The following is a 20,211-nucleotide window of genomic DNA, read 5'->3' on the forward strand; positions in this document are numbered from 1 at the left end:
TCAGGCGGTCTGGGCCGGTCCGGCCGGCTCGGTGCGGGCCGCGCGGCGGAGCCGACGGCGGCGCGGGGGTTGGTCGGGCAGCCAGCCGAAGGTGAGGCAGGCGCCGAGGACGCCGAGGATCATGCCGAGCAGGAAGCCGCCCAGGTTGGAGGTGATCCAGCTGGCCAGCGAGCTCAGCACGGCGAGGACGGAGTAGAACAGCCGCTGGGTGGGGTTGAGCAGGATGAGGGCGCCGCAGATCACCATCACGACCGGTACCAGGTAGCCGGCCAGCCCCTGCATCCCGATGTGCAGGACGACGGGCAGCGGGGCCCGCAGGGTGAAGAGGATCTCGGCGCCGCCCAGCAGCACCAGCAGGCCGCCCCAGAACGGCCGCCGGCCGCGCCAGCCGCGCCAGCCCCGGGCCGAGCGGGCAGTCTCGGGTGGAGCCGGGGACGCCGCTGACGGGCCCGGCGCCCCGGACGCGCCCGGCGCCCCGGACGGCTCGGTGCCGGCGGTCGCTTCGGGTACGGGATCGGCCACCGTCAGCAGCCCTCCGAGCTGAAGCTCAGCCGCAGGTTGGGCAGTTTGAAGGCGCCCGCGGTGGTGGCGTAGTTGTGCTGCCGCAGGTTCTTGATGTTGACGGTGTCGGCCTGTTGCCCGAACACGCCCGGCAGGCCCTTCACGCCCGCCTTGGTGAACGTGCTGGCGTCGCCGCCGATCTCGATGTTCTTGAACGACGCGTCGCCGGAGAGCAGGTCGGAGTCGGTGGTCAGGTCGGTGGCGGTGACCGGGGTGCCGGCATCGCCGGCCTTGATCAGCAGGTTGATGCCGCCGAGGTCGACGCTCTGGCAGAGCTTGGTCAGCTCGGCCTGCTTGATCGCCGACACGGCGACCAGCACCTGTCCGCCGGTGTCGCCCTGGTTCGGGCTGCCCTCGATCATGTGGTCCAGACTGCCGAACTGCTCGAAGCCGACGCCGTCCAGGTTGTCGGCGGTGACGGTGAACGGCATGCCGGAGATGGCGAACTGGGCGGCGAGCACGCCCTGCGCCGTGAGCGTCATCAGGACGGCACCGGCGGCGACGGCGGGCACGGCCATCAGCGCGGTGCGCCGCAGCCGGACCCGGCCTCTTCTCGCCCCGGCGGGTGCGGCGGTGGTTCCGGGCGTGGGGGCGGCGTCCTCGGACGTGGCCATGTGTGCTCCCTCGGGTGGTGGGATGTGCAGGCACTGGCACGTTGCCCTGGCGCGGACAGCGTTCCGCGGCCGACCGACGGGCCGCCCCGTGGCAGCGGGGCGGCCCGGTCGACCGCAGGCGGTAACCAGGAAGCTACTGCCCGGTATCGGGTCGGTCAATACGGGTGCACGAAGGATCACCGGTCGTGCACGACGAAGGACGTGATGATCAGTCAGTTCCGGCCGCGAGCCGACGCTGCGCCTCGGCCGGACCGAGGAACGGCGCCAGGCAGAACAGGCTCAACGCCGGGAGCAGCTCGGGCAGTTCCTCGGTGCGGCCGGCGTCCACCGCCCGGTGGAGGGTGCGGTAGACGCCGCCGACCACCGCGTCCACCAGCGCCTCCGCCCCGACACCGCCCGGCGGTTCGGGCACCTCGGCGAAGAACACCCGGAACCGGCCCAGGAGTTGGGCGATCTCGCGCCGTCCCGCCGGGCCGACCGCCTCGATCTCGATGACCGCCATGGTGGCGAACGCCGGGACGCCGGCCAGCAGGTTGAGCAGCGCGCGCAGCGCCTCGCGGATGCCGGTGCACCAGTCGGGTGCCGCCGCGAAGGCCGCCGCCATCCGCCGGATGACCACCCCGGTGCCGTACCGGTGGGCGGCCAGGAAGGCGTCCTCCTTGCCGCTGAACAGCTCGTAGAAGACCGGCCTGGTCACCCCCGCCGCGCGGCAGATGTCGCTCACCGTGGCGTGCTGGTAGCCGTGTTGGGCCACGGTGTGGACCAGGCCGTCGAGCAGCCGTTCGCGCTGGGTGGCGGCCACCACCCCGGGCGGCAGCCGGCTCGGGCCGCGCTTGATCGAGCGGGCCGGGTCGCGGCCGGTGCGCGCGCCCGGCAGCAGCAGCGCCTCGGCGCCGTGGAGGGCATCCGGGTTCATCGCCAACTCCCGTGCTGTGTCTTGACATTGACGCAAGGGCTGGTTTACAACACTCGCAGGTTTCCAATCGGACGGCGCTCAGTCGCCGGAAACCCTCACGCGTTCCGACTGCTCAGTATGGCGAAGGCATGCGGCGGTGGCAGCCGTCGTCGTGCACCTCACGCACTCCCCGCACCTCCTCGCCGTACGGCGGGCCCGTGGCGCCGGGCCCGCCGCACCACCGGACGCGCCCTCCCCCACACCGCACCGCCGACGCGCCGACGCGCGCCACGGCGCGTCACCCCGGCACCGTCCCGCCGCGCGCTAGCCCGGCGTGACCGCGCGGGCTCCCCCACCCGACTCCGCACGGAGAGAGGCACCCTCATGCGCATCCGCCGCATCCTCGGCGCCGCGGCCCTGGCCGCCGTCGCCCTGGCCACCGCCACCGGCGCCCCCGCCCAGGCGGCCGGCCCCGCCGTCCTGACCCACGGCGGCGCCGGCGGCACCGCCGTCGCCGTCGGCGACGTGCTGACCGCCAACCTGGCCCCCGGCAGCTACGCCACCTTCTACTCCAGCGCGAGCGGGACGAGCGGCATCAAGTGTGCCGTCTCCTCCTTCTCGGCGACCGTCACCGCCAACCCGGACGCGCCGGGCGTGGCCACCGAGCAGCTCAACAGCCACACCTTCGGCTCCTGCACCGCCAACGTCCTCGGCGTCGTGTCCGTGCAGAGCATCACGGTCAACAACCTGCCGTACACCAACGCGGTGAGCGACGCCGCGGGCAACCCCGTCACGCTCGGCCCGGGCGGCGCGGGCCCGCTGCAGACCACGGTGGTGCTGAACACCATCCTCGGCACCACGACCTGCGTCTACCGCGCGCCCGGCAGCATCGCCGGCACCACCAACAACACCGGGCAGACGATCGGCTTCGCCGCCCAGCCGTTCAGCAAGGTCTCCGGCCCGAGCACCTGCTTCGCGACCGGCTGGTTCTCGGCGACGTACGGCCCGGTGGTCGACAGCTCGCTGGCCGGCAGCCCGCACGTCTACGTGAACTGACCGCCGGCCCGGCGCGGTAGACCGCGACGGACTACGGGCGGCGGGCGGCGGGCGCAGGTGGCCGTCCGCCGCCCGCCGTCCCCGTGCGGGCCCCCCACACCCGGGACAGCGAAGTGACCGGCCGGTAAGGTGCAGGGCACAACGGCGGGCCGGGCGGACGGGGAGTGGAGCACATGGGCGGCGACGGCACCGGGTTCTTCGAGTCGGCGGCGGACGCCGCCGCCCAACTGGCCGGGGCCGGCTACCTGGCCTCCACCGCGGTGGCCACCACCGTCTTCCTCGCCGACCGGCTGGGCAAGCCGCTGCTCGTCGAGGGCCCGGCCGGGGTCGGCAAGACCGAGCTGGCCAAGGCCGTGGCCGAGATCGGGCGGGCCCGGCTCGTCCGGCTGCAGTGCTACGAGGGCATCGACGAGGCCCGCGCGCTCTACGAGTGGAACCACGCCAAGCAGCTGCTGCGGATCACCGCCGGCCGCGACGAGGGCTGGGACCAGGCCCGCTCCGACATCTTCGGCGAGGAGTTCCTGCTCACCCGGCCGCTGCTGACCGCCATCCGGGGCGACCAGCCGACCGTGCTGCTGATCGACGAGATGGACAAGGCCGACGTCGAGGTGGAGGCGCTGCTCCTGGAGGTGCTCAGCGACTTCCAGGTCACCGTCCCGGAGCTGGGCACCATCACCGCGACCCGGCGGCCCTTCGTCCTGCTCACCTCCAACGCCACCCGGGACCTCTCCGAGGCGCTGCGCCGCCGCTGCCTCTTCCTCCACCTCGACTACCCCGACGCCGAGCTGGAGCGCCGCATCGTCCGGCTCAAGGTCCCCGGCCTGGACGCCGCCCTCGCCGAGTCGCTGGTGCGGGTGGTCGGGGCGCTCCGGGCGATGGAGCTGCGCAAGGCGCCCTCGGTGGCCGAGACCATCGACTGGGCCCGCACCCTGCTCGCGCTCGGGGCGGACACCCTGGACGAGGCGGTGGTCCGCGACACCCTCGGGGTCATCCTCAAGCACCAGGACGACGTCCAGAAGGCCGCCCAGAAGCTCACCCCGGCATGAGCGTTCCCCCCGAGCCGGAGCGGGCCGACGTCGCCGCCCGGCTCACAGGACTCGTCCGGGCGCTGCGCGGCCACGGCCTGCGGATCGGCCCGGCCGAGACGGTCGACGCGGCCGCCGTCACGGACGTCCTCGGCCTCGCCGACCGCGAGCAGCTGCGCGCCGGGCTGGCCGCCGCGCTGCTCCGCTCCGAGGCGCAGCGCGGCGTCTACGACGCCGCCTTCGACCTGTACTTCCCGCTCGGCGTCGGCGCGCCCGAGGCGGCCCGGGCCGGCGCGGCGGCGGACGGGGCCGAGGCCTCCGATGCCGCCGGCGGCCCCGGCGCCCCCGGCGCCGCGGATCCCGAGGCGTTGCGCGAGAGCCTGCGCGAGCGCCTCGCCGCCGCACTGGCCGCCGACGACCGGGCGGCACAGGCCCGGCTGGCCGGCGAGGCGGTGGCCGCGTTCGGCCGGTACGGCGTCGGCTCCACCCCGGGCTCGGACGGCTGGTCCGCCCACCAGACGCTCGGCCGGCTCGCGCCCGAGACCCTGCTGGCCCGCGTACTGGCGGCACTGCGCGACGGCCCGGCTCCCGACACCCCGGCCGACGTCTCCGACCGGCTGCTCGCCGACGAGATCCGCCGCCGCATCCAGGGCTTCCGCGCGATGGTCGGCACCGAGGCGCGCCGCCGGGTCGCCGAGCTGCGCGGCACCGAGCGGATCGCCGAGCGCGCCGTCGCGCCCACCGCCGACCGGATCGACTTCCTCGCGGCCGGCCGCGACCAGCTCGCCGAACTACGGCGGACCGTGCACCCGTTGGCGCGCAAGCTGGCCACTCGACTGGCCGCGCGGCGGCGCCGGGCCGCACGCGGCCGGATCGACCTGCGCCGCACCCTGCGCCGCTCGCTCTCCACCGGGGGCGTGCCGCTGCGCCCGGCGTACCGGCTGCGCCGGCCGGCCCGGCCGGAGATCGTGCTGCTCTGCGACATCTCCGGCTCGGTGGCCGGCTTCGCGGACTTCACCATGCTGCTGGTGCAGGCGATGAACGACCAGTTCAGCAAGGTCCGGGTGTTCGCCTTCGTGAACCGCACCGCCGAGGTGACGGCGATGCTCACCGCGGGCGGTGGCGGCAGCGGCGACCCGGCCGCGCTGGCCCGGCGGATCCTCACCGAGGCCAAGGTGATGGGCCACCACGGCAACAGCGACTACGGCTCGGCGCTGGGCGAGTTCGCCGAGCACCACCTGGACGCGGTCGGCCCGCGGACCAGCGTGCTGGTGCTCGGCGACGCCCGGAACAACCACCGCGACCCGAACGTGGCCGCGCTGCGGCTGATCGCCGCCCGGGCACGCCGGGTGTACTGGCTCAATCCGGAGCAGTCCGCGCTCTGGGGCACCGGTGACTCCGCCGCGCTCGCCTACGCGGAGGCGGTGGAGATGCACCCCTGCCGCAACGCCCGACGGCTCGGCGAGCTGATCGCCCGGCTCCTTCCGGTCTGACGCACGGTCACGCGCTCCGGGGTACGGCGGTAGGAGGAGCCGGGCGGGCCCGTTCGGGCGACCGCCGAAGCGGCCGCCCGAAGCGGCCGGCGGGGCAGTCGGCCGGGGCAGCCGGCGGGGCGTTCAGCCGTCCAGGTGCCGGAGGAAGTCCAGCAGCGCGGCGGTGACCTCGGCCGGCCGCTCCTGCTGCGTCCAGTGGCCGGCGCCGGGCAGCACGACGTGCCGGTGCAGCTTGGGCGTCAGGTTCTCCAGCAGGAACCGGAGCGCGTCCGGGCCGATCAGCGCCGTCACCATGTCGCGGTCCCCGACCACGTAGAGCGCGGGCACCTCGATCCGGCACCCGTGGAAGGCGGTGAGCAGCTCGTTGTTGCGGTCGATGTTCCGGTACCAGTTGAGCGGTCCGGTGAAGGCGCGGTCGCCGTGCTCGGCGTAGTCGGCGGCGAAGGCCTCGATGTCGTCCTCGGTGAGCCAGTCGGGCAGCTTCTCCGGCTCGGGGACGGTGTCCAGCAGGGTCAGCCCCTCGGGGACGACCCACCCGCTCGGGCGGTCGGACCCGGGGCGGTCGCCGGAACCGCTGAACAGGACGCGCCGGAACGTGGAGCGCGGGTCCAGGGCGAGCTCGGCGTCGGCGACGCCGGGCCGCTGGAAGTAGTTCTGGTAGAAGCCGTCGCCGAACCGCTCCCGGGACTGCGCCAGCGGCGGCAGCCCGGAGACCGGCAGCGGCGGCACGCTCAGCCCGGCCACGCCGCGCACCAGGTCGGGGCGGAGCGCGGCCGTGCTCCAGGCGACCGGTGCGCCCCAGTCGTGGCCGACCAGCACGGCCGGCTCCCCGCCGAGCGCGCCGATCAGCGCCGTGACGTCGCCGACGAGGTGGAGCAGGGTGTAGGCGTCGACGGCCGCCGGCTGCTCGCTGCGGGCGTAGCCGCGCTGGTCGGGGGCGACCACCCGGTATCCGGCCGCGACGAGCGGGGCGAACTGGTGGCGCCAGGAGTACCAGCTCTCCGGGAACCCGTGCAGCAGCAGGACCAGCGGGCCCTCGCCCTGTTCGGCGAGGTGCAGCCGGACGCCGTTCACCTCGATGTCGCGGTGCCGGATCCCGCCGTACCCGCTGTCGGTTCGCCTGGTCACGTCGCCCACCCCTGCTCCTCCGGTCGTCATGGACTGCCTGTGGATCGTCACCGGCCGGTTTCCGTCCGACCGTTCGCTATCCACCCCCCACCCTGCCCACCGCAGCGCCACCGGAACCCATCGATCGTCCCGGCGCGGGCGGCCGCGCAGCCCGCCGGAGGCGGCCCCGGACGTCGCGGAGCGATTCCCGCCGCTGACCGCCCCGGAGCGCCACCAGCCGCCGCGCCCACCGCCCCCGGCCCGCGCGGGCTACTCGGCCCGGGGGGAGGCGGGCGCGCGCCCGGATCCGGCTTTCGGCGCGGGCGTACCCCCACCGAAGCCGTGGTTTCGGCAGCCGGCCCCCTCCCGACGCGGAGCGGAGCGCGGGCGGCACCCCGGCAGGCCGCCGGACCGGCGGGGCGCGCCGGGCATAGCCCCCGGCCGGGCCCGGACGGAGCAGCGGGCACGGCGGGCCGCCGGTGGCGCGGGTACGTTCGCGGTGTGCAGCAGAGGCCAGTGCAGCAGACATCGACGCGGCGACGGACGCCGGTCCCGCCCGGGGCGCCTCGCGGGTCGCACCCCGTCAGCCGGCCGGCGGCCGTCCGCGCCGTCGCCGCACTGCTGGCCGCGGGCGTGGCACCGGCCGTCCTGGCACCGACCGCCGCGGCGACGGCGGTCGTGTCACCGGCCGTCACACCGGCCGTCACACCGGCCGTCTCGGCGTCGCCGTCCGCGTCGTCCCGGCCGTCCGCGTCGTCCACGTCCGCGGCCGGAGCGCCGGCCGCCGGCGGGCAGGACGCGGCCTCCGTGGTCGGCGGCGAGCGGCTGGGCCGGCCGGCCGTGCAGGTGGCGCCGCTGGCCGGGGCGCCCGCGCTGCCGGCCGGGCTGACCGGGCGGTCGTGGCTGGTCGCGGACGCGGTGACCGGTGAGGTGCTGGCCGCGCAGAACGCCCACCTGCCGCTGCCCCCGGCGAGCACGCTGAAGATGCTGTTCGCGGACACCGTGCTGCCCAAGTTCGACCGGTCACTGGAGCACAGGGTGACGCCGGCCGAGCTGGCCGACCTGGGCGCGGGCAGCAGCCTGGTCGGCGTCAAGGAGAACCTGCCGTACCGGGTGGAGGACCTCTGGCGCGGCGTGTTCCTGGCCTCCGGCAACGACGCGGTGCACGTCCTGGCGCACATGAACGGCGGGCTGGCCCAGACCGTGGCCCAGATGCAGGCCCGCGCGCTGTCGTTGCAGGCGCGGGACACCCGCGTGCTCTCGCCCGACGGTTACGACATGCCGGGGCAGGTCTCCTCGGCGTACGACCTGACCCTGTTCGCCCGGGCCGGGCTGCGCAACGCGGACTTCCGCACCTACTGCTCCACCCGTACCGCGCACTTCCCCGGAGGCGTCGACAAGACCACCGGCCAGCGGACCACCTTCGACATCGCCAACACCGACCGGCTGCTCGGCAAGTACCCGGGGCTGATCGGGGTGAAGAACGGCTACACCACGGGTGCCGGGGCCACCTTCACCGGCGCCGCCGAACGCGGCGGTCGCACGCTGCTGGTGACGGTGATGCACCCGGAGCAGCAGTCGAAGGTGTACGACGAGGCGGCCAGCCTGCTGGACTGGGGGTTCGCCGCGGCGGGCAAGGTCGCGCCGGTCGGGCGGCTGGTCGAGGAGACGCCCGACGCCTCCGCCCCGGCCACCGCGGCGCCGGCCTCGGGCGGGCTGCCGCACGCCATCCGCCGGGCCGACGACGCGCTCGGCCCGGCCGGCTGGGCGACGGTCGCGCTGGGCGGGCTGCTGGCGCTCTGGGCGGCGGGCCGCCTCCGTGGCCGGCGCCGGCCCCACCCGGTGGCCCCGGCGGCCGGTGCCGGGCCCGCCGCCCTCCCCCGGGCCGGCGCCACGGCGCTGGGCGACGCGAGGGCACCGAGCGGCTCGACGGCGGTGGGCGGGCGCCGCCGGCGGCGGTCCGCCGCCCGGACCGTCCGCGCGCTGGTGCGCTCGACCCGGTCCCGCTCCCGACGGCCCCGGTGACCGGCCGGGGCGAGGGAGGGCTCATGGAACTCTGGCTGCTCAACCGGTTCCCGACCGGGCTCCTGACGGTGCTGGTGGTCGGCGGCTTCGTCGCGCTCGCCGTCGCCGGCAGCCTGCTCTCCTACCGCCGGTACCCGGCCCTCGCGGCGGGTGAGCACAACGAGATGGTGGGCGTGGTGCTCAGCATGTTCAGCGCGATCTACGGCATCATCCTGGCCTTCGTCATCGTCAACCTCTGGACCCAGCTGGAAGGCACCGAGGCGGTGGTCGCCACCGAGGCGACCTCGATCTCCCAGATCGTCCGCGACGCCCGCGCGTTCCCGCCCGAGCACCAGGCGGCGGTGGACGCGGCGGTCGGCACCTACGTGCACGCCGTGGTCGAGCAGCAGTGGCCGCTGATGCGCGAGGGCCGGGGCGACTTCGCCCGCACCGCCGAGCGGATGGAGGACGTGTACGCGGCGCTGCGCGCGTTCGAGCCGCAGACCCAGACCGAGCAGGTCTTCTACCAGAAGGCGGTGGACAGCCTGAACGACGCCGTCGCCCAGCGCCGGGCGAGGATCGCGGACAGCCGGCTGTCGCTGCCGCCCCTGCTGTGGCTGCTGGTGATCGGCGGGGCGCTGGTGATCCTGCCGCTCACCTTCGTCTACGGCATCCGCGACCGGCGGATGCGACTGCTGTTCGTCGGGTCGGTGGCCGGGCTGATCGGGTTCAGTCTGCTCCTGGTCCTGGTGCTGGACCGCCCGTTCGCCGGCGACCTGTGTGTCAGCCCGCAGCCGTTCAAGCAGAGCACGCTGGCGAAGTTCTGGTGAGCCCGGCGGGCGCGGCGCGGTCGCGGGAGTCCGCGGCGGGCGGCGGCCCGGCGACCGTCCCGGGCAGGGCCGAGGGCCTGTCCGGCGGACAGGGCCTAAACTTCCCGCCATGAACGCCGCGACTCCCGACCCCGCGAACGGCCCCGACCCCGCGAAGCAGGAACTGCTGGAGCGCCTGGTCCGCCTCGCCTCCGGCAGCTACCTGCTGGTGACCACCTACAAGAAGGACGGCACCGCCGTGCCCACTCCGGTCTGGGTGGTCCGCGACGGCGACGCGTTGGGCATCTGGACCGTCGCGGACTCCTGGAAGGTGAAGCGGATCCGCAACCGCGCCGACGTCCTGGTCGGCCCCTGCGACGTCAAGGGCCGGCCGACCGGCGAGTCGTACCCGGCCACCGCCGAGATCCTCGGCCCCGAGCGGACGGCCGGCTACCGGACGCTGCTGCGGCAGAAGTACGGCCTGCTCGGGGTGCTCACCCTGCTCGGCAGCCGGGTGCGGCGCGGCGAGCGCGGCACCGTCGGCATCCGGATCACACTGGCCGGCTGACCGCCCCGGCCGACCCCGCCGTGCCACCGGTGCCGGCCGCTCCCCCCGGCCCAGCTGTCCCAGCCGCTCCGGCCGCTCCGGCCGCCCCCGCCGTCCCGGCTCCGCCGGCCGCCCGGTCCTCCGCGGCGCAGGTGTCCAGGATCACCCGGGCCACCAGCTCCGGGTCGTCGCTCATCGGCACGTGTCCGCAGCCGGGCAGCCGGACCAGCCGGGCGCCGGGCAGTTCGTGCAGGGCGCGCAGGCCCTGACGGCGCAGCAGGATGCGGTCGCGGGTGCCCCAGGCGACGGTGACCGGGAGGGCGGCGAGGTCCCCGGTGAAGCGCAGGCCGCGGCCGGCCGCCAGGGTGGGTTCGAAGCCGGTCGCGCCGCGCAGTGCCGCGGTCTCGGCGACCGCGGCGGCGGCGTCCCGGCGGCCGGGGCGGGCGTAGATGGTGGAGACCAGCAGCGCGCGGCCGGCCGTGCTGCGGGCGAGCCGGCCGACCAGCGGTGGCGGCAGCAGCCGGGCGCCGACCCGCATGCCGCCGAGGACGGCGTAGGCGTAGCGGCGTTCGGCCTCCGTCCAGAATCCGGCCGGCGCCAGCGCCGTCACCGAGCGGGCGAGCCCGGCCCGGCCGAGTCCGAGCGCCAGCAGGCCGCCGAGCGAGTTCCCGGCGACGTGCGGCCGCTCGATCCCGAGCTCGGCGCAGAGCCGCCCGAGCACCGGGACCACCGCGTCCAGCCCGTACGGCACGCCCGGCGGCAGGGCGGGCGAGGCGCCGAACCCGGGGAGGTCGACGGCGATCACCTCGTGCCGTTCGGCGAGTGCGGGCAGCACCGGCTCCCAGGCCTGCCAGTGGTGGCCGATGCCGTGCAGCAGCAGGAGCGGGGTGCCGGTGCCGGTCCGCCGGTGGCGCACGGTCACCGCCCCGGGTCCGTACGGGGCGGGCAGCGGGAAGGTGACGTCGGCGGACATGCGGCTCCTCTGTTGGACGCGGCGTCAGCAAGGGTGACCGACAGGATTACCGACGGGTAGCACGCGGGGCAAGGGGGCTGCGCCGGACACCCGGGGCCCGCCCTGCCGCACGGGGTGCGGCCGTGGACGAACCGTCCGGGTGCGTACATGCCAGGAGAAGTGTTCTTCCGCTGTACGTCTGGCCGTCGGCCGGAGCGCGCGGTATGGGTCCGGTGGCGCTGTTAGACACGCAGCGCCCGGAATCCCCCCGCCGTCAGATCCGCCGGACGGACGGGCCGTCCGTCCACCAGGAGGAGAGCCCATGCCGAGAACCGACCGAGTCCGCCTCCGTACCCTGGCGGTGGCCTCCGCGGCCGCCGTGGTGGGAGCCCTGCTCGCCCTGCCCGCCACCACCGCCCGGGCCGTCTCGCCCGACATCGTGATCAGCCAGGTGTACGGCGGCGGCGGCAACTCCGGCGCCCCGTACACCAACGACTTCATCGAGCTGTACAACCGCGGCACCACCCCGGTCACGATCACCGGCTGGACGGTGCAGTACGCCTCGGCCGGCGGCTCGTCCTGGTCCCGGACCACGCTGTCGGGCACCATCGCCCCCGGGAAGTACCACCTCGTCCAGGAGGCGGCCGGAGCCGGCGCCGGCTCCGCCCTGCCGGCCCCCGACGCCACCGGCACGATCGCCATGAGCGCGACCGCCGGCAAGGTCGCCCTGGTCACCAGCGGCACGGCGCTCACCTGCGGTTCGGGCTGCGCCGGCCAGCCGGGCGTCAAGGACCTGGTCGGCTACGGCAGTTCCGCGAGCTCTTCGGAGGGGTCGCCGACCGGCACCCTGTCCAACACCACCGCCGCGCTGCGGGCCGGCGGCGGCGCCACCGACACCGACGACAACGCGGCCGACTTCGCCGTCACCGCGCCCACCCCGCGCAACTCCTCCTCCACCGGCGGCGGTTCCGGCGGAGGCACCCGAATACACGACGTCCAGGGCGCCGCCCGCACCTCCCCGCTGGCCGGCCGGTCGGTCAGCGCGGTGCCCGGCGTGGTGACCGCCGTCGGCCCGGCCGGCTTCTGGTACCAGGACCCGACGCCGGACGCCGACCCGGCCACCAGCGAGGCCGTCTACGTCCACACCGCGTCCGCCCCGGGCGTCGCGGTCGGCGACTCGGTGCGGGTGAACGGCACGGTCGGCGAGTACCGGCCGGGCGGCACCGGCGGCACCGCCAACCTCACCGTCACCGAGCTGAGCGGCCCGAGCGTCACCGTCGTCGCCCACAACGCGCCGCTGCCGGCGCCCACCCTGGTCGGCGCCGGCGGCCGGGTGCCGCCCGCCGCCGTGATCTCCGGCGTCACCAGCGGCGACGTCGAGACCGCCGGGTCCTTCCGGCCCGCCACCGACGGCCTCGACTTCTGGGAGTCGCTGGAGGGCATGCGGGTCGAGCTGGACGACTCGGCGGTCGTCGGGCCGACCAGCAAGTTCGGCGAGATCCCGGTCGTCCCGCGGGGCAGCACCACCCGGACCGCCCGGGGCGGCATCCTGCTCCAGCCGGCCGACGCCAACCCGGAGCGGGTGCTCCTCGACGACGTGCTCGCCCCCACCCCGACCGCCACCGTCGGCGACACCCTCACCGGCGCCACCGTCGGCGTGCTCGACTACTCCTTCGGCAACTTCAAGCTGCTGGTCACCGCCACCCCGGCGGTCGCCCCCGGCGGCCTCGCGCCCGAGACCACCACCGTGCCCGCCACCGGCGAACTGACCGCCGCCACCTTCAACGTGGAGAACCTCGCCCCGGGCGACCCGCAGAGCAAGTTCGACGGCCTCGCCGCCGGCATCGTCACCAACCTCCGCTCGCCCGACCTGGTCGCGCTGGAGGAGATCCAGGACGACAGCGGCGCCACCGACGACGGCGTCGTCGCCGCCGGCCAGACCCTCGCCGAGCTCACCGCCGCCATCACCGCGGCCGGCGGCCCGGCCTACTCCTACCGGCAGATCGACCCGGTCGACGGCCAGGACGGCGGCCAGCCCGGCGGCAACATCCGCCAGGTGCTGCTCTACCGCACCGACCGCGGCCTGACCTTCACCGACCGCCCCGGCGGCGGCTCCACCACCGCCGACTCCGTGGTCGACGACGCAGGCACCCCGGCGCTCGCCCACTCCCCCGGCCGGATCGACCCCGGCAACTCCGCCTTCGACGCCAGCCGCAAGCCACTGGCCGGCGAGTTCCGCTGGCACGGCAAGCCGGTCTTCGTGATCGCCAACCACTTCAACTCCAAGGGCGGCGACCAGCCCCTGTTCGGCCGTTACCAGCAGCCCGCCCACCCCTCCGAGAGCCAGCGGCACGCCCAGGCCGCCGTGGTGAAGTCCTTCACCGACCAGATCCTCGCCGTCGACCCGAACGCCTCGGTCATCGTGCTCGGCGACCTCAACGACTTCGAGTTCTCCCGGACCGCCGACCTGCTCACCGCCGGCGGCTCCCTGGTCGACCTCCCCCGCACCCTGCCCCTCGACCAGCGCTACACCTACGTCTACGAGGGCAACTCCCAGGTCCTGGACCACATCCTGATCTCCGGACAGCTGGCCGCCCTGCCCTACGGCTACGACATCGTCCACCTCAACAGCGAGTTCCCCACCCAGCTCAGCGACCACGACCCGCAGGTCGTCCGGCTCCCGCTGCCGTGACACCCCGTCCGGTGCGGTACCGACCCCGGCGGCCCGGGGTCAGTACCGCACCGCCTTCACCACCACCGGCAGCAGCGTCTGGTCGGCCGGCGCCTTGCTGAAGGCGACCGGCTGCGCCTTGTCCCCGGCCGGCAGGCGCAGGGCACCGACCACCGCGCTGTCCACCGTCTTCCCGCTGGGGTCGGTGAAGTCGACCTGCACCGCGTAGGAAGCGGTGTCGAGGCCGCTGTTCTCGATCGTCACCACGACCGCGTGCAACCCCCCGGTCCGCGCCCGCGGCACCCCGGTGAGCGTGACGTCCCCGAGCGCGTTGCCCCCGTTCTCCAGGGTGCCCAGCACGTCCGCCGCCTTCTGCCGCGCCTCCGCGCCCTGCGCCGACACCGACGCCTCGAACGACGCCGCGGCGGCCGAGGCGGACGCGGCCGCGGCCGAGACCGACGCCAGCGCCGACTCCGCCACCGAGGCCAGCGCGGACGGCGGCTCCCCCGAGAACTGCGACGGCTCGGGCGTCGTGGTCAGCGTCGAGGCCGACCCCGGCGAGGCGATGGACGGGTTGGTCGACGTGCTGCTGCACGCCGCCAGCACCCCCAGCCCGCCCAGCACCGCCATGAACGCCACCACTCGCACCCCCACGCCGCACCGACGCGGCAGTCCCTGAACTTCGCGCACCGAGGATCCCTCTCCCGACTCACCACCTCGGGCCCGACGGCCCGCACGCCCCATGCTTCGCAACAACCACCCCTCCCCGCGAACCGTGCTCCCCCGTTCGAGTGGGGCGGCCGGGCGCACCGCCCCCGGCCCCGCACGGAAGATCACATTCCGATTGCATGCACACAATCTGCGAAAAGCCAGGCCGGACCGCCCGTCAATGCCGCTAGGCTCCCTGCTTGCTGCCCCGGGCACGTGCCAGTGGCAGCGACATCGTGCTGCGCGCCGGTTCGGGGTGGCGCAGCCCCGGATCGGCTTGGGGGCATGTCGTGGTGGAAATGGTCAAGGGCGCCAACGTCGGGCTGGCGACGCTGAGCGAGAGCGTCGACTCCGTGATCGTGAGCCTGGGCTGGAGCAGCCCCGGCGGCGACGCGGACGCCGACGTGTCCGTGCTGCTCCTGACCGCGGAGGGCAAGGTCCGGAGCAACGCCGACTTCTTCTTCTACAACAACCTGGCGGCCGAGGACGGCAGCGTCCAGCTGCTCGGGCAGACGCCGACCGAGGACGGCACGGAGGACCGGATCCAGCTCGACCTGACCGCCGTACCCGCCGACGTCGAGCGGCTGGTGATCGCGGCCAGCCGTCACCGGCGTGCCGCCTTCGGCCAGTTGGACGGTCTCCGGCTCGGCCTGGCCGACAGCACCGGCGAGCCACTGCTCGGCTTCGCCATCGGTGACGCGACGACCGAGAGCGCGTTCGTCTTCGGCGAGATCTACCGGCGCAACCAGGAGTGGAAGTTCCGCGCCGTGGGCCAGGGCTACGACACCGGTCTGGCCGGGCTGGCCACGGACTTCGGCATCGAGATCGACGACGACGAGGGCCAGGAGGACGCCGAGGGGGCGGCCGACGGACCCACCGGGGCCGACGCCCGGGTCGACACCCCCGAGCCGGCCACCGACGAGCCGGCCGGGGCGCCGCCCGTCAAGGCGCTCGTGCCCCGGCAGCCCTCGGCACCCGACGAGACGGCGTCGGCGCCCGAGGGGACGCCGGCGGCGCCCGCCACGCCCAAGCGGCTGCGCACCGCCAGGAAGAAGGTGATCCGTCCCAGGAGCCCGAAGCCGTCACTGGCCGAGAACGACTCCTGGCGGTCGGCCCGGCTCTTCCCCGCCACCACCCTGAAGAGCGACCGCGAGCGAGAGGTGCGCGCCACCTCGGTGCTGCTGTCGGTGATGGCCCAGGTCCCGGAGTTCGGCCGTCGGCTCACCGCCGCGTTCGGCGCCCCGGCCGGCCGGATGGAGAACTTCACCGAGGTGTCGCTCCCCCACGGCGACTCCCCCAAGCGACCGGACGGTGTCATCCGGGTCGAGCGGGCGGGGCGGCGCTGGACGGCCCTGGTGGAGAGCAAGACCAACGGGAACCCGCTGAAGGCGGAGCAGGTCCAGGACTACATGGACATCGCGGCCCGCCGCGGCTACGAGGCGGTCATCACGCTCTCCAACGACGTCGCGCTGGAGGGTGTCCCGCTCGTCCCGGTCAAGATCGACGGACGCCGCAAGCACAAGGTCGCGCTCTGCCACCTGTCCTGGGCCGAGGTGACCTTCCACGCGAAGATGCTGATCCGGCACGAGGGAGTGGCCAACCCGGCGCACGCCTGGCTGCTGGAGGAACTGCTGCACTACCTCCAGCACGAGAACTCCGGCTGCCACGGCTTCCAGAACATGGGGCCGGCCTGGGTGCCGGTCCGCAACGGCATCGACGACGAGACCCTCGTCGAAGGCGACGAACGCGCCGTCCAGGTGGCCGAGAGCTGGGAGCGCCTCATCCGTCAGGTCTGCTTCCAGCTCGGTGGCGAACTCGGCGTCAAGGTGCTGCCCGTCCAGCCGAACCGCCGGGGTCAGGACGCCTCGGACCGCCGCGCCGCGCTCGCCGACCGGCTCTGCACGGACGGCCGGCTCACCGCCGAGATCAGGATCGCCGACACCGCCGGCAACCTCGGGATCACCGCCGACCTGCGCTTGGGCAAGCTCCGCACCTCGATGGAGATCGCCGCCCCCGAGGCCGGGTACCCGCTCAGCTGGGTCAAGCGGCTGGTCCGCCAGCTCGCCGAGGCACCGGCCGACCTGCACGTCGAGACCCTGACCGACGGCGCGACCGCCGGCCCGCGGGGCACGCTGGAGAAGCTGCGGCCCGAACCCGGCGACCTGCTGCCGAAGGACTCCTCGAAGATCACCGGATTCCGGCTGTCGCTCTCGAAGACGATGGGCAACACCCGCGGCAACGCCGAGTCCGGCTTCATCCGCAGCGTGGACGCCGCCGTCGAGCGGTTCCACACGAGCGTGATCGCCCACCTCGACCACCGGGCGGCGCGCCGCGCGTAGCGGGCGGGGCGTAGCGGGCGGGCGTCGTCGGCGGGGCCGGAACCGCGGGTGCGGCTCCGGCCCCGCCGTCTTCCGGGCGCCGGTGTGATCGGCGCCATTCGGACCGTACGGGAACCACCTGGCCCGGCGGGCCGACTGGTGGAGGGTGAGTGCGATGTCGCCGGGTGGCCGGCCGTTGAGGGTGCTGGCGGGGTTCGCCCTGCTGCTGGTGGTGGTGTTCGTGGTGGCGTACGCGGTGGGACGCGGGGCGGGGCCGGTGTCGCCGGGGCTGACGCCCGGGGGCGGCGGCGGGGGCAACCCGGGGATGAGCGGGCACGACATGGGGGCGGGCCGGTGAGCGCGGTCGCGGGCGCGGACGCCGGGGAGCTGGTCAGTACGGACCTGGCGGTCGGCGGGATGACCTGCGCGGCCTGCGTGAGCCGGGTGGAGAAGCGACTGGCGCGGATCGACGGGGTCACCGCCGGGGTCAACCTGGCCACCGGGCGGGCGCGGGTGCTGCACCCGGCCGGGGTGCCGGTCGAGGAGCTGGTCGCGGCGGTCGAACGGGCCGGGTACACGGCCGAGTTGGCGGCCGAAGGGCAGCCGCTGGCGGATCAGGGGGAGGGCCCCGGCGAGCGGTGGCGGCTGCTGGTCACGGCGCTGCTGGCCGTGCCGGTGGTGGTGCTGTCGATGGTGCCGGCGCTGCAGTTCCCGGCCTGGCAGTGGGTCTGCTTCGGGCTGGCGGTGCCGGTGGTGACGTGGGGGTCGGCCGGGTTCCACCGGCGGGCCTGGCAGGGGCTGCGGCACGCGGCCGCGACGATGGACACCCTGGTGAGCCTCGGGGTGGTGGCGTCCTTCGGCTGGTCCGGGTACGCGCTGCTGTTCGGCGGCGCCGGGGCGATCGGCATGCGGATGCCGTTCTCGCTGACCGCGGACGGCGGCGGCGCCGCGCACGTCTACCTGGAGGCGGCCGTCGGGGTGCCGCTGTTCGTGCTGGCCGGGCGGCTGCTGGAGGGCCGGGTGCGGCGGCGCAGCGGCTCCGCGCTGCGGGCGCTGGCCGAGCTGGGCGCCAAGGAGGTGTGCGTCCGGGACCGGGAGTCCGGGGCGGAGCGCCTGCTGCCGATCGAACAGCTGCTGCCCGGGCAGGAGTTCGTGGTCCGGCCGGGCGAGCGGGTGGCCACCGACGGGGTGGTGGTGGACGGCGGGTCGGCGCTCGACCTGAGCCTGCTGACCGGCGAGAGCGTGCCGGTGGAGGTCGGCCCCGGGGACCAGGTGGCCGGTGCGACGGTCAACGTCGGCGGCGCGCTCGTCGTCCGGGCGACGGCGGTCGGTGCCGACACCCAGCTGGCGCGGATCACCGCGCTGGTGGCGGACGCCCAGGCGGGCAAGGCCCGGGCGCAGCGGCTGGCGGACGCGGTGGCCGGGGTGTTCGTGCCCTGCGTGCTGGCGGTGGCGGTGTGCGTCCTGGGCTTCTGGCTCGGCGCGGGCGCCGACCCGCAGGCGGCGGTCACCGCGGCGGTCGCCGTCCTGGTGGTGGCCTGCCCGTGCGCGCTCGGCCTGGCCACGCCGACCGCCCTGCTGGCGGCGACCGGGCGGGGCGCCGAGCTGGGCGTGCTGGTGCGCGGGCCGGAGGTGCTGGAGAGCCTGCGCCGGATCGACACCGTGGTGCTGGACAAGACCGGCACGCTGACCACCGGGCGGATGGAGCTCACCGAGCTGACCACCGCGCCCGGTGCGGCCGAGGACCAGGTGCTGCGGCTTGTGGGAGCCGTCGAGCACCGTTCGGAGCACCCCATCGGGAGGGCCGTTGTGGGGGCGGCCCGGGCCCGGTGCGGCTCCGAGCCCCTTCCGGCGGTGGCCGACTTCACGGCCACCGCCGGAGTCGGGGTCACCGGCACGGTCGAGGGGCGGCAGGTCCGGGTGGTCCGGCCCGACGACGCCACGGTCCCGCTGCCGGCCGGTCTGAACGAGGCGCTCGAGCGCGCCGCGGCCGCCGGAAGGACGGCCGTGGTGGCGGAGCTGGACGGGCGGCCGGCCGCGGTCCTCGCGGTCGGCGACACCCTGCGCTCCGGCAGCTGGCGGGCGCTGCACCGGCTGCGCGGGCTGGGCCTGGAGACCGTCCTGCTCACCGGGGACGGCCCCGGTGCGGCCCGGGCGGTGGCGGCGGAACTGGGGATCGAGCGGGTGCACGCCTCGGCGTCGCCCGAGCGCAAGGCCGAGGTCGTCGCCGAGCTGAAGGCGGCCGGACGGACGACGGCGGTGGTCGGCGACGGCGTCAACGACGCGGTCGCGCTCGCCTCGGCGGACCTCGGGGTCGCGCTGGCCTCCGGCAGTGACGCCGCGATCGGCGCCGCCGGGCTGACCCTGGTGCGCGGCGACATCGAGGCGGTGGTGGACGCCGTCCGGCTGGCCCGACGGACCCTCGCCACGATCCGGACCAACCTGCTCTGGGCGTTCGGGTACAACGCGGTGCTGATCCCGCTGGCGGCGGTCGGGGTGCTGAACCCGATGCTGGCGGCGGTGGCGATGTCGCTCAGCTCGCTGCTGGTGGTGGCGAACAGCCTGCGGCTGCGCACCTGGCAGCCGGGCCGCGGCGCCGGCCGTCCGGCCGACGGCGGGAGCGGTGCGCCGGTGCGCCGGCGCCGGTCGCCGGCGGGGGCGGGACGGTGAGGGCGGCGCGCTCCCGGGGCAACGACTCCGACGGGACGGGCACGGACGCGGCAGGCAGGGACGCGGCGGGGACGGACGCGGCGGGCAGGGACGCGGCGGGGACGGCCATGTCCCCGGCAGGCGCGGAAGCGGCAGGCACGGAAGCGGCAGCCGCGGAAGCGGCAGCCGCGGAAGCGGCGGGCACGGACGGCCCGCGCACCAGCGGGAAGGCCGCCCGCCGCGCCGACGCCCGCCGGGCCGGCTCGCGCCGGAGCGCGGAGCGCGTGCGCGCGGTCGGGCCGCCGGTGGCGGCGGCCGCGGTCGCGCTGGCGCTGCTCTCCGGCTGGACGGCGGTCGGCGGGGCGGGCCGGCAGCGCCCGGTCGAGGCCGGGCCGGGTTGGCTGCTGCTGCCGACGGCGGGCGGCTCGACCGCCACGGCGGCCTTCTTCACGGTCCGCAACCCCGGTGACGTCCCCGACGAACTCGTGGGCGCGCAGTGGGAGTTCGGCGGACGGATCACGCTGAAGCGGCACCAGCACCAGGGCGCGTCCGGCCGCTGGGAGCCGGTCGCGGCGCTGCCGGTGCCGGAACGCGGCGAGCTGGTGATGTCACCCGAGGACGCCGATCTGATGATCACCAACCCGCCGCCGCTGCGGGCCGGGCAGTGGGTGGAGTTCACGCTCAGCTTCCGTCACAGCCCCGAGCTGAAGGTGCGGGCCGAGGTCGTCCCGCCGGGCGGCCGGCGCAACGGCTGAGCGGCGGGCTCCCACCGGCACGGCGGCGGCCGGGCCCTCTCCCCGGG

At 75.5% G+C, this 20,211-nt stretch carries 17 protein-coding genes and 1 pseudogene; 12 read left to right on the plus strand and 6 right to left on the minus strand.

The window, feature by feature from the left end:
* The 3 genes from ACFVHB_RS31980 to ACFVHB_RS31990 all read right to left on the minus strand — a co-directional run bounded on the left by ACFVHB_RS31980 (position 1) and on the right by ACFVHB_RS31990 (position 2,091).
* Positions 1–522 (minus strand): DUF6114 domain-containing protein, encoded by a 522-nt coding sequence (locus tag ACFVHB_RS31980; protein ID WP_380329180.1) that lies wholly within the window; start codon positions 520–522, stop codon positions 1–3.
* A 2-nt stretch (positions 523–524) separates the two neighbouring features.
* Positions 525–1,175 (minus strand): DUF6230 family protein, encoded by a 651-nt coding sequence (locus ACFVHB_RS31985; RefSeq protein WP_380329182.1) that lies wholly within the window; start codon positions 1,173–1,175, stop codon positions 525–527.
* Positions 1,176–1,383: 208 nt separating this feature from the next.
* Complete coding sequence (locus ACFVHB_RS31990; protein ID WP_380329184.1) at positions 1,384–2,091, minus strand: TetR/AcrR family transcriptional regulator; 708 nt, start codon at positions 2,089–2,091, stop codon at positions 1,384–1,386.
* A gap of 363 nt (positions 2,092–2,454) precedes the next feature.
* On the opposite strand from ACFVHB_RS31990, the gene ACFVHB_RS31995 reads away from it, so the two are divergent.
* The 3 genes from ACFVHB_RS31995 (at position 2,455) to ACFVHB_RS32005 (ending at position 5,644) form a co-directional block, all read left to right on the plus strand.
* Positions 2,455–3,126 (plus strand): Tat pathway signal sequence domain protein, encoded by a 672-nt coding sequence (locus tag ACFVHB_RS31995; RefSeq protein WP_380329186.1) that lies wholly within the window; start codon positions 2,455–2,457, stop codon positions 3,124–3,126.
* 173 nt (positions 3,127–3,299) lie between these two features.
* Positions 3,300–4,172 carry an AAA family ATPase gene (locus ACFVHB_RS32000; RefSeq protein WP_380329188.1) on the plus strand — a complete coding sequence of 291 codons (873 nt, stop codon included), beginning with the start codon at positions 3,300–3,302 and terminating at the stop codon, positions 4,170–4,172.
* A complete protein-coding gene (locus tag ACFVHB_RS32005) occupies positions 4,169–5,644 on the plus strand; it encodes a VWA domain-containing protein (protein WP_380329190.1) in 1,476 nt (491 codons plus the stop codon). The genes ACFVHB_RS32000 and ACFVHB_RS32005 overlap by 4 nt, the downstream gene beginning before the upstream one ends.
* 123 nt (positions 5,645–5,767) lie before the next feature.
* Here the strand turns inward: ACFVHB_RS32005 and ACFVHB_RS32010 are convergent, their stop codons facing one another.
* Positions 5,768–6,772, minus strand: a complete 1,005-nt coding sequence (locus ACFVHB_RS32010; protein ID WP_380329192.1) for an alpha/beta fold hydrolase — start codon at positions 6,770–6,772, stop codon at positions 5,768–5,770.
* A gap of 786 nt (positions 6,773–7,558) precedes the next feature.
* Between ACFVHB_RS32010 and ACFVHB_RS32015 the strand changes: the two genes are divergently transcribed.
* The 3 genes from ACFVHB_RS32015 (at position 7,559) to ACFVHB_RS32025 (ending at position 10,132) form a co-directional block, all read left to right on the plus strand.
* On the plus strand, positions 7,559–8,776 hold the full coding sequence (locus ACFVHB_RS32015) for a D-alanyl-D-alanine carboxypeptidase family protein (protein ID WP_380329194.1): 1,218 nt from the start codon (positions 7,559–7,561) through the stop codon (positions 8,774–8,776).
* A 23-nt stretch (positions 8,777–8,799) separates the two neighbouring features.
* A complete protein-coding gene (locus tag ACFVHB_RS32020; protein ID WP_380329196.1) occupies positions 8,800–9,585 on the plus strand; it encodes a DUF4239 domain-containing protein in 786 nt (261 codons plus the stop codon).
* 109 nt (positions 9,586–9,694) lie between these two features.
* On the plus strand, positions 9,695–10,132 hold the full coding sequence (locus ACFVHB_RS32025; RefSeq protein ID WP_380329198.1) for a PPOX class F420-dependent oxidoreductase: 438 nt from the start codon (positions 9,695–9,697) through the stop codon (positions 10,130–10,132).
* 130 nt (positions 10,133–10,262) lie between these two features.
* Here ACFVHB_RS32025 and ACFVHB_RS32030 read toward each other — a convergent pair.
* Positions 10,263–11,084, minus strand: a pseudogene (locus ACFVHB_RS32030) (alpha/beta fold hydrolase); the annotation flags it as partial.
* 301 nt (positions 11,085–11,385) lie between these two features.
* Between ACFVHB_RS32030 and ACFVHB_RS32035 the strand changes: the two are divergent.
* Positions 11,386–13,755 (plus strand): lamin tail domain-containing protein, encoded by a 2,370-nt coding sequence (locus ACFVHB_RS32035; protein ID WP_380329200.1) that lies wholly within the window; start codon positions 11,386–11,388, stop codon positions 13,753–13,755.
* Positions 13,756–13,794: 39 nt separating this feature from the next.
* On the opposite strand, the gene ACFVHB_RS32040 is transcribed toward ACFVHB_RS32035, so the two are convergent.
* Positions 13,795–14,094, minus strand: coding sequence for a hypothetical protein (locus ACFVHB_RS32040; RefSeq protein WP_380329202.1), 300 nt, complete (start codon positions 14,092–14,094; stop codon positions 13,795–13,797).
* On the opposite strand from ACFVHB_RS32040, the gene ACFVHB_RS32045 reads away from it, so the two are divergent.
* The 5 genes from ACFVHB_RS32045 to ACFVHB_RS32065 all read left to right on the plus strand — a co-directional run bounded on the left by ACFVHB_RS32045 (position 14,084) and on the right by ACFVHB_RS32065 (position 20,164).
* Entirely contained in the window at positions 14,084–14,413 is a 330-nt protein-coding gene (locus ACFVHB_RS32045; RefSeq protein WP_380329204.1) for a hypothetical protein, read from the plus strand. The two genes, ACFVHB_RS32040 and ACFVHB_RS32045, sit on opposite strands and share 11 nt — an antisense overlap.
* 328 nt (positions 14,414–14,741) lie before the next feature.
* Entirely contained in the window at positions 14,742–16,781 is a 2,040-nt protein-coding gene (locus tag ACFVHB_RS32050; protein WP_380329218.1) for a TerD family protein, read from the plus strand.
* A 154-nt stretch (positions 16,782–16,935) separates the two neighbouring features.
* On the plus strand, positions 16,936–17,118 hold the full coding sequence (locus ACFVHB_RS32055) for a hypothetical protein (RefSeq protein ID WP_380329206.1): 183 nt from the start codon (positions 16,936–16,938) through the stop codon (positions 17,116–17,118).
* A gap of 59 nt (positions 17,119–17,177) precedes the next feature.
* Positions 17,178–19,430, plus strand: coding sequence for a heavy metal translocating P-type ATPase (locus ACFVHB_RS32060; RefSeq protein ID WP_380329220.1), 2,253 nt, complete (start codon positions 17,178–17,180; stop codon positions 19,428–19,430).
* A gap of 263 nt (positions 19,431–19,693) precedes the next feature.
* Positions 19,694–20,164 carry a copper chaperone PCu(A)C gene (locus tag ACFVHB_RS32065; RefSeq protein WP_380329208.1) on the plus strand — a complete coding sequence of 157 codons (471 nt, stop codon included), beginning with the start codon at positions 19,694–19,696 and terminating at the stop codon, positions 20,162–20,164.
* The last annotated feature ends 47 nt before the right edge of the window (positions 20,165–20,211 follow it).

The organism is Kitasatospora sp. NPDC127111, assembly GCF_042677465.1.
GTDB lineage: Bacteria > Actinomycetota > Actinomycetes > Streptomycetales > Streptomycetaceae > Kitasatospora.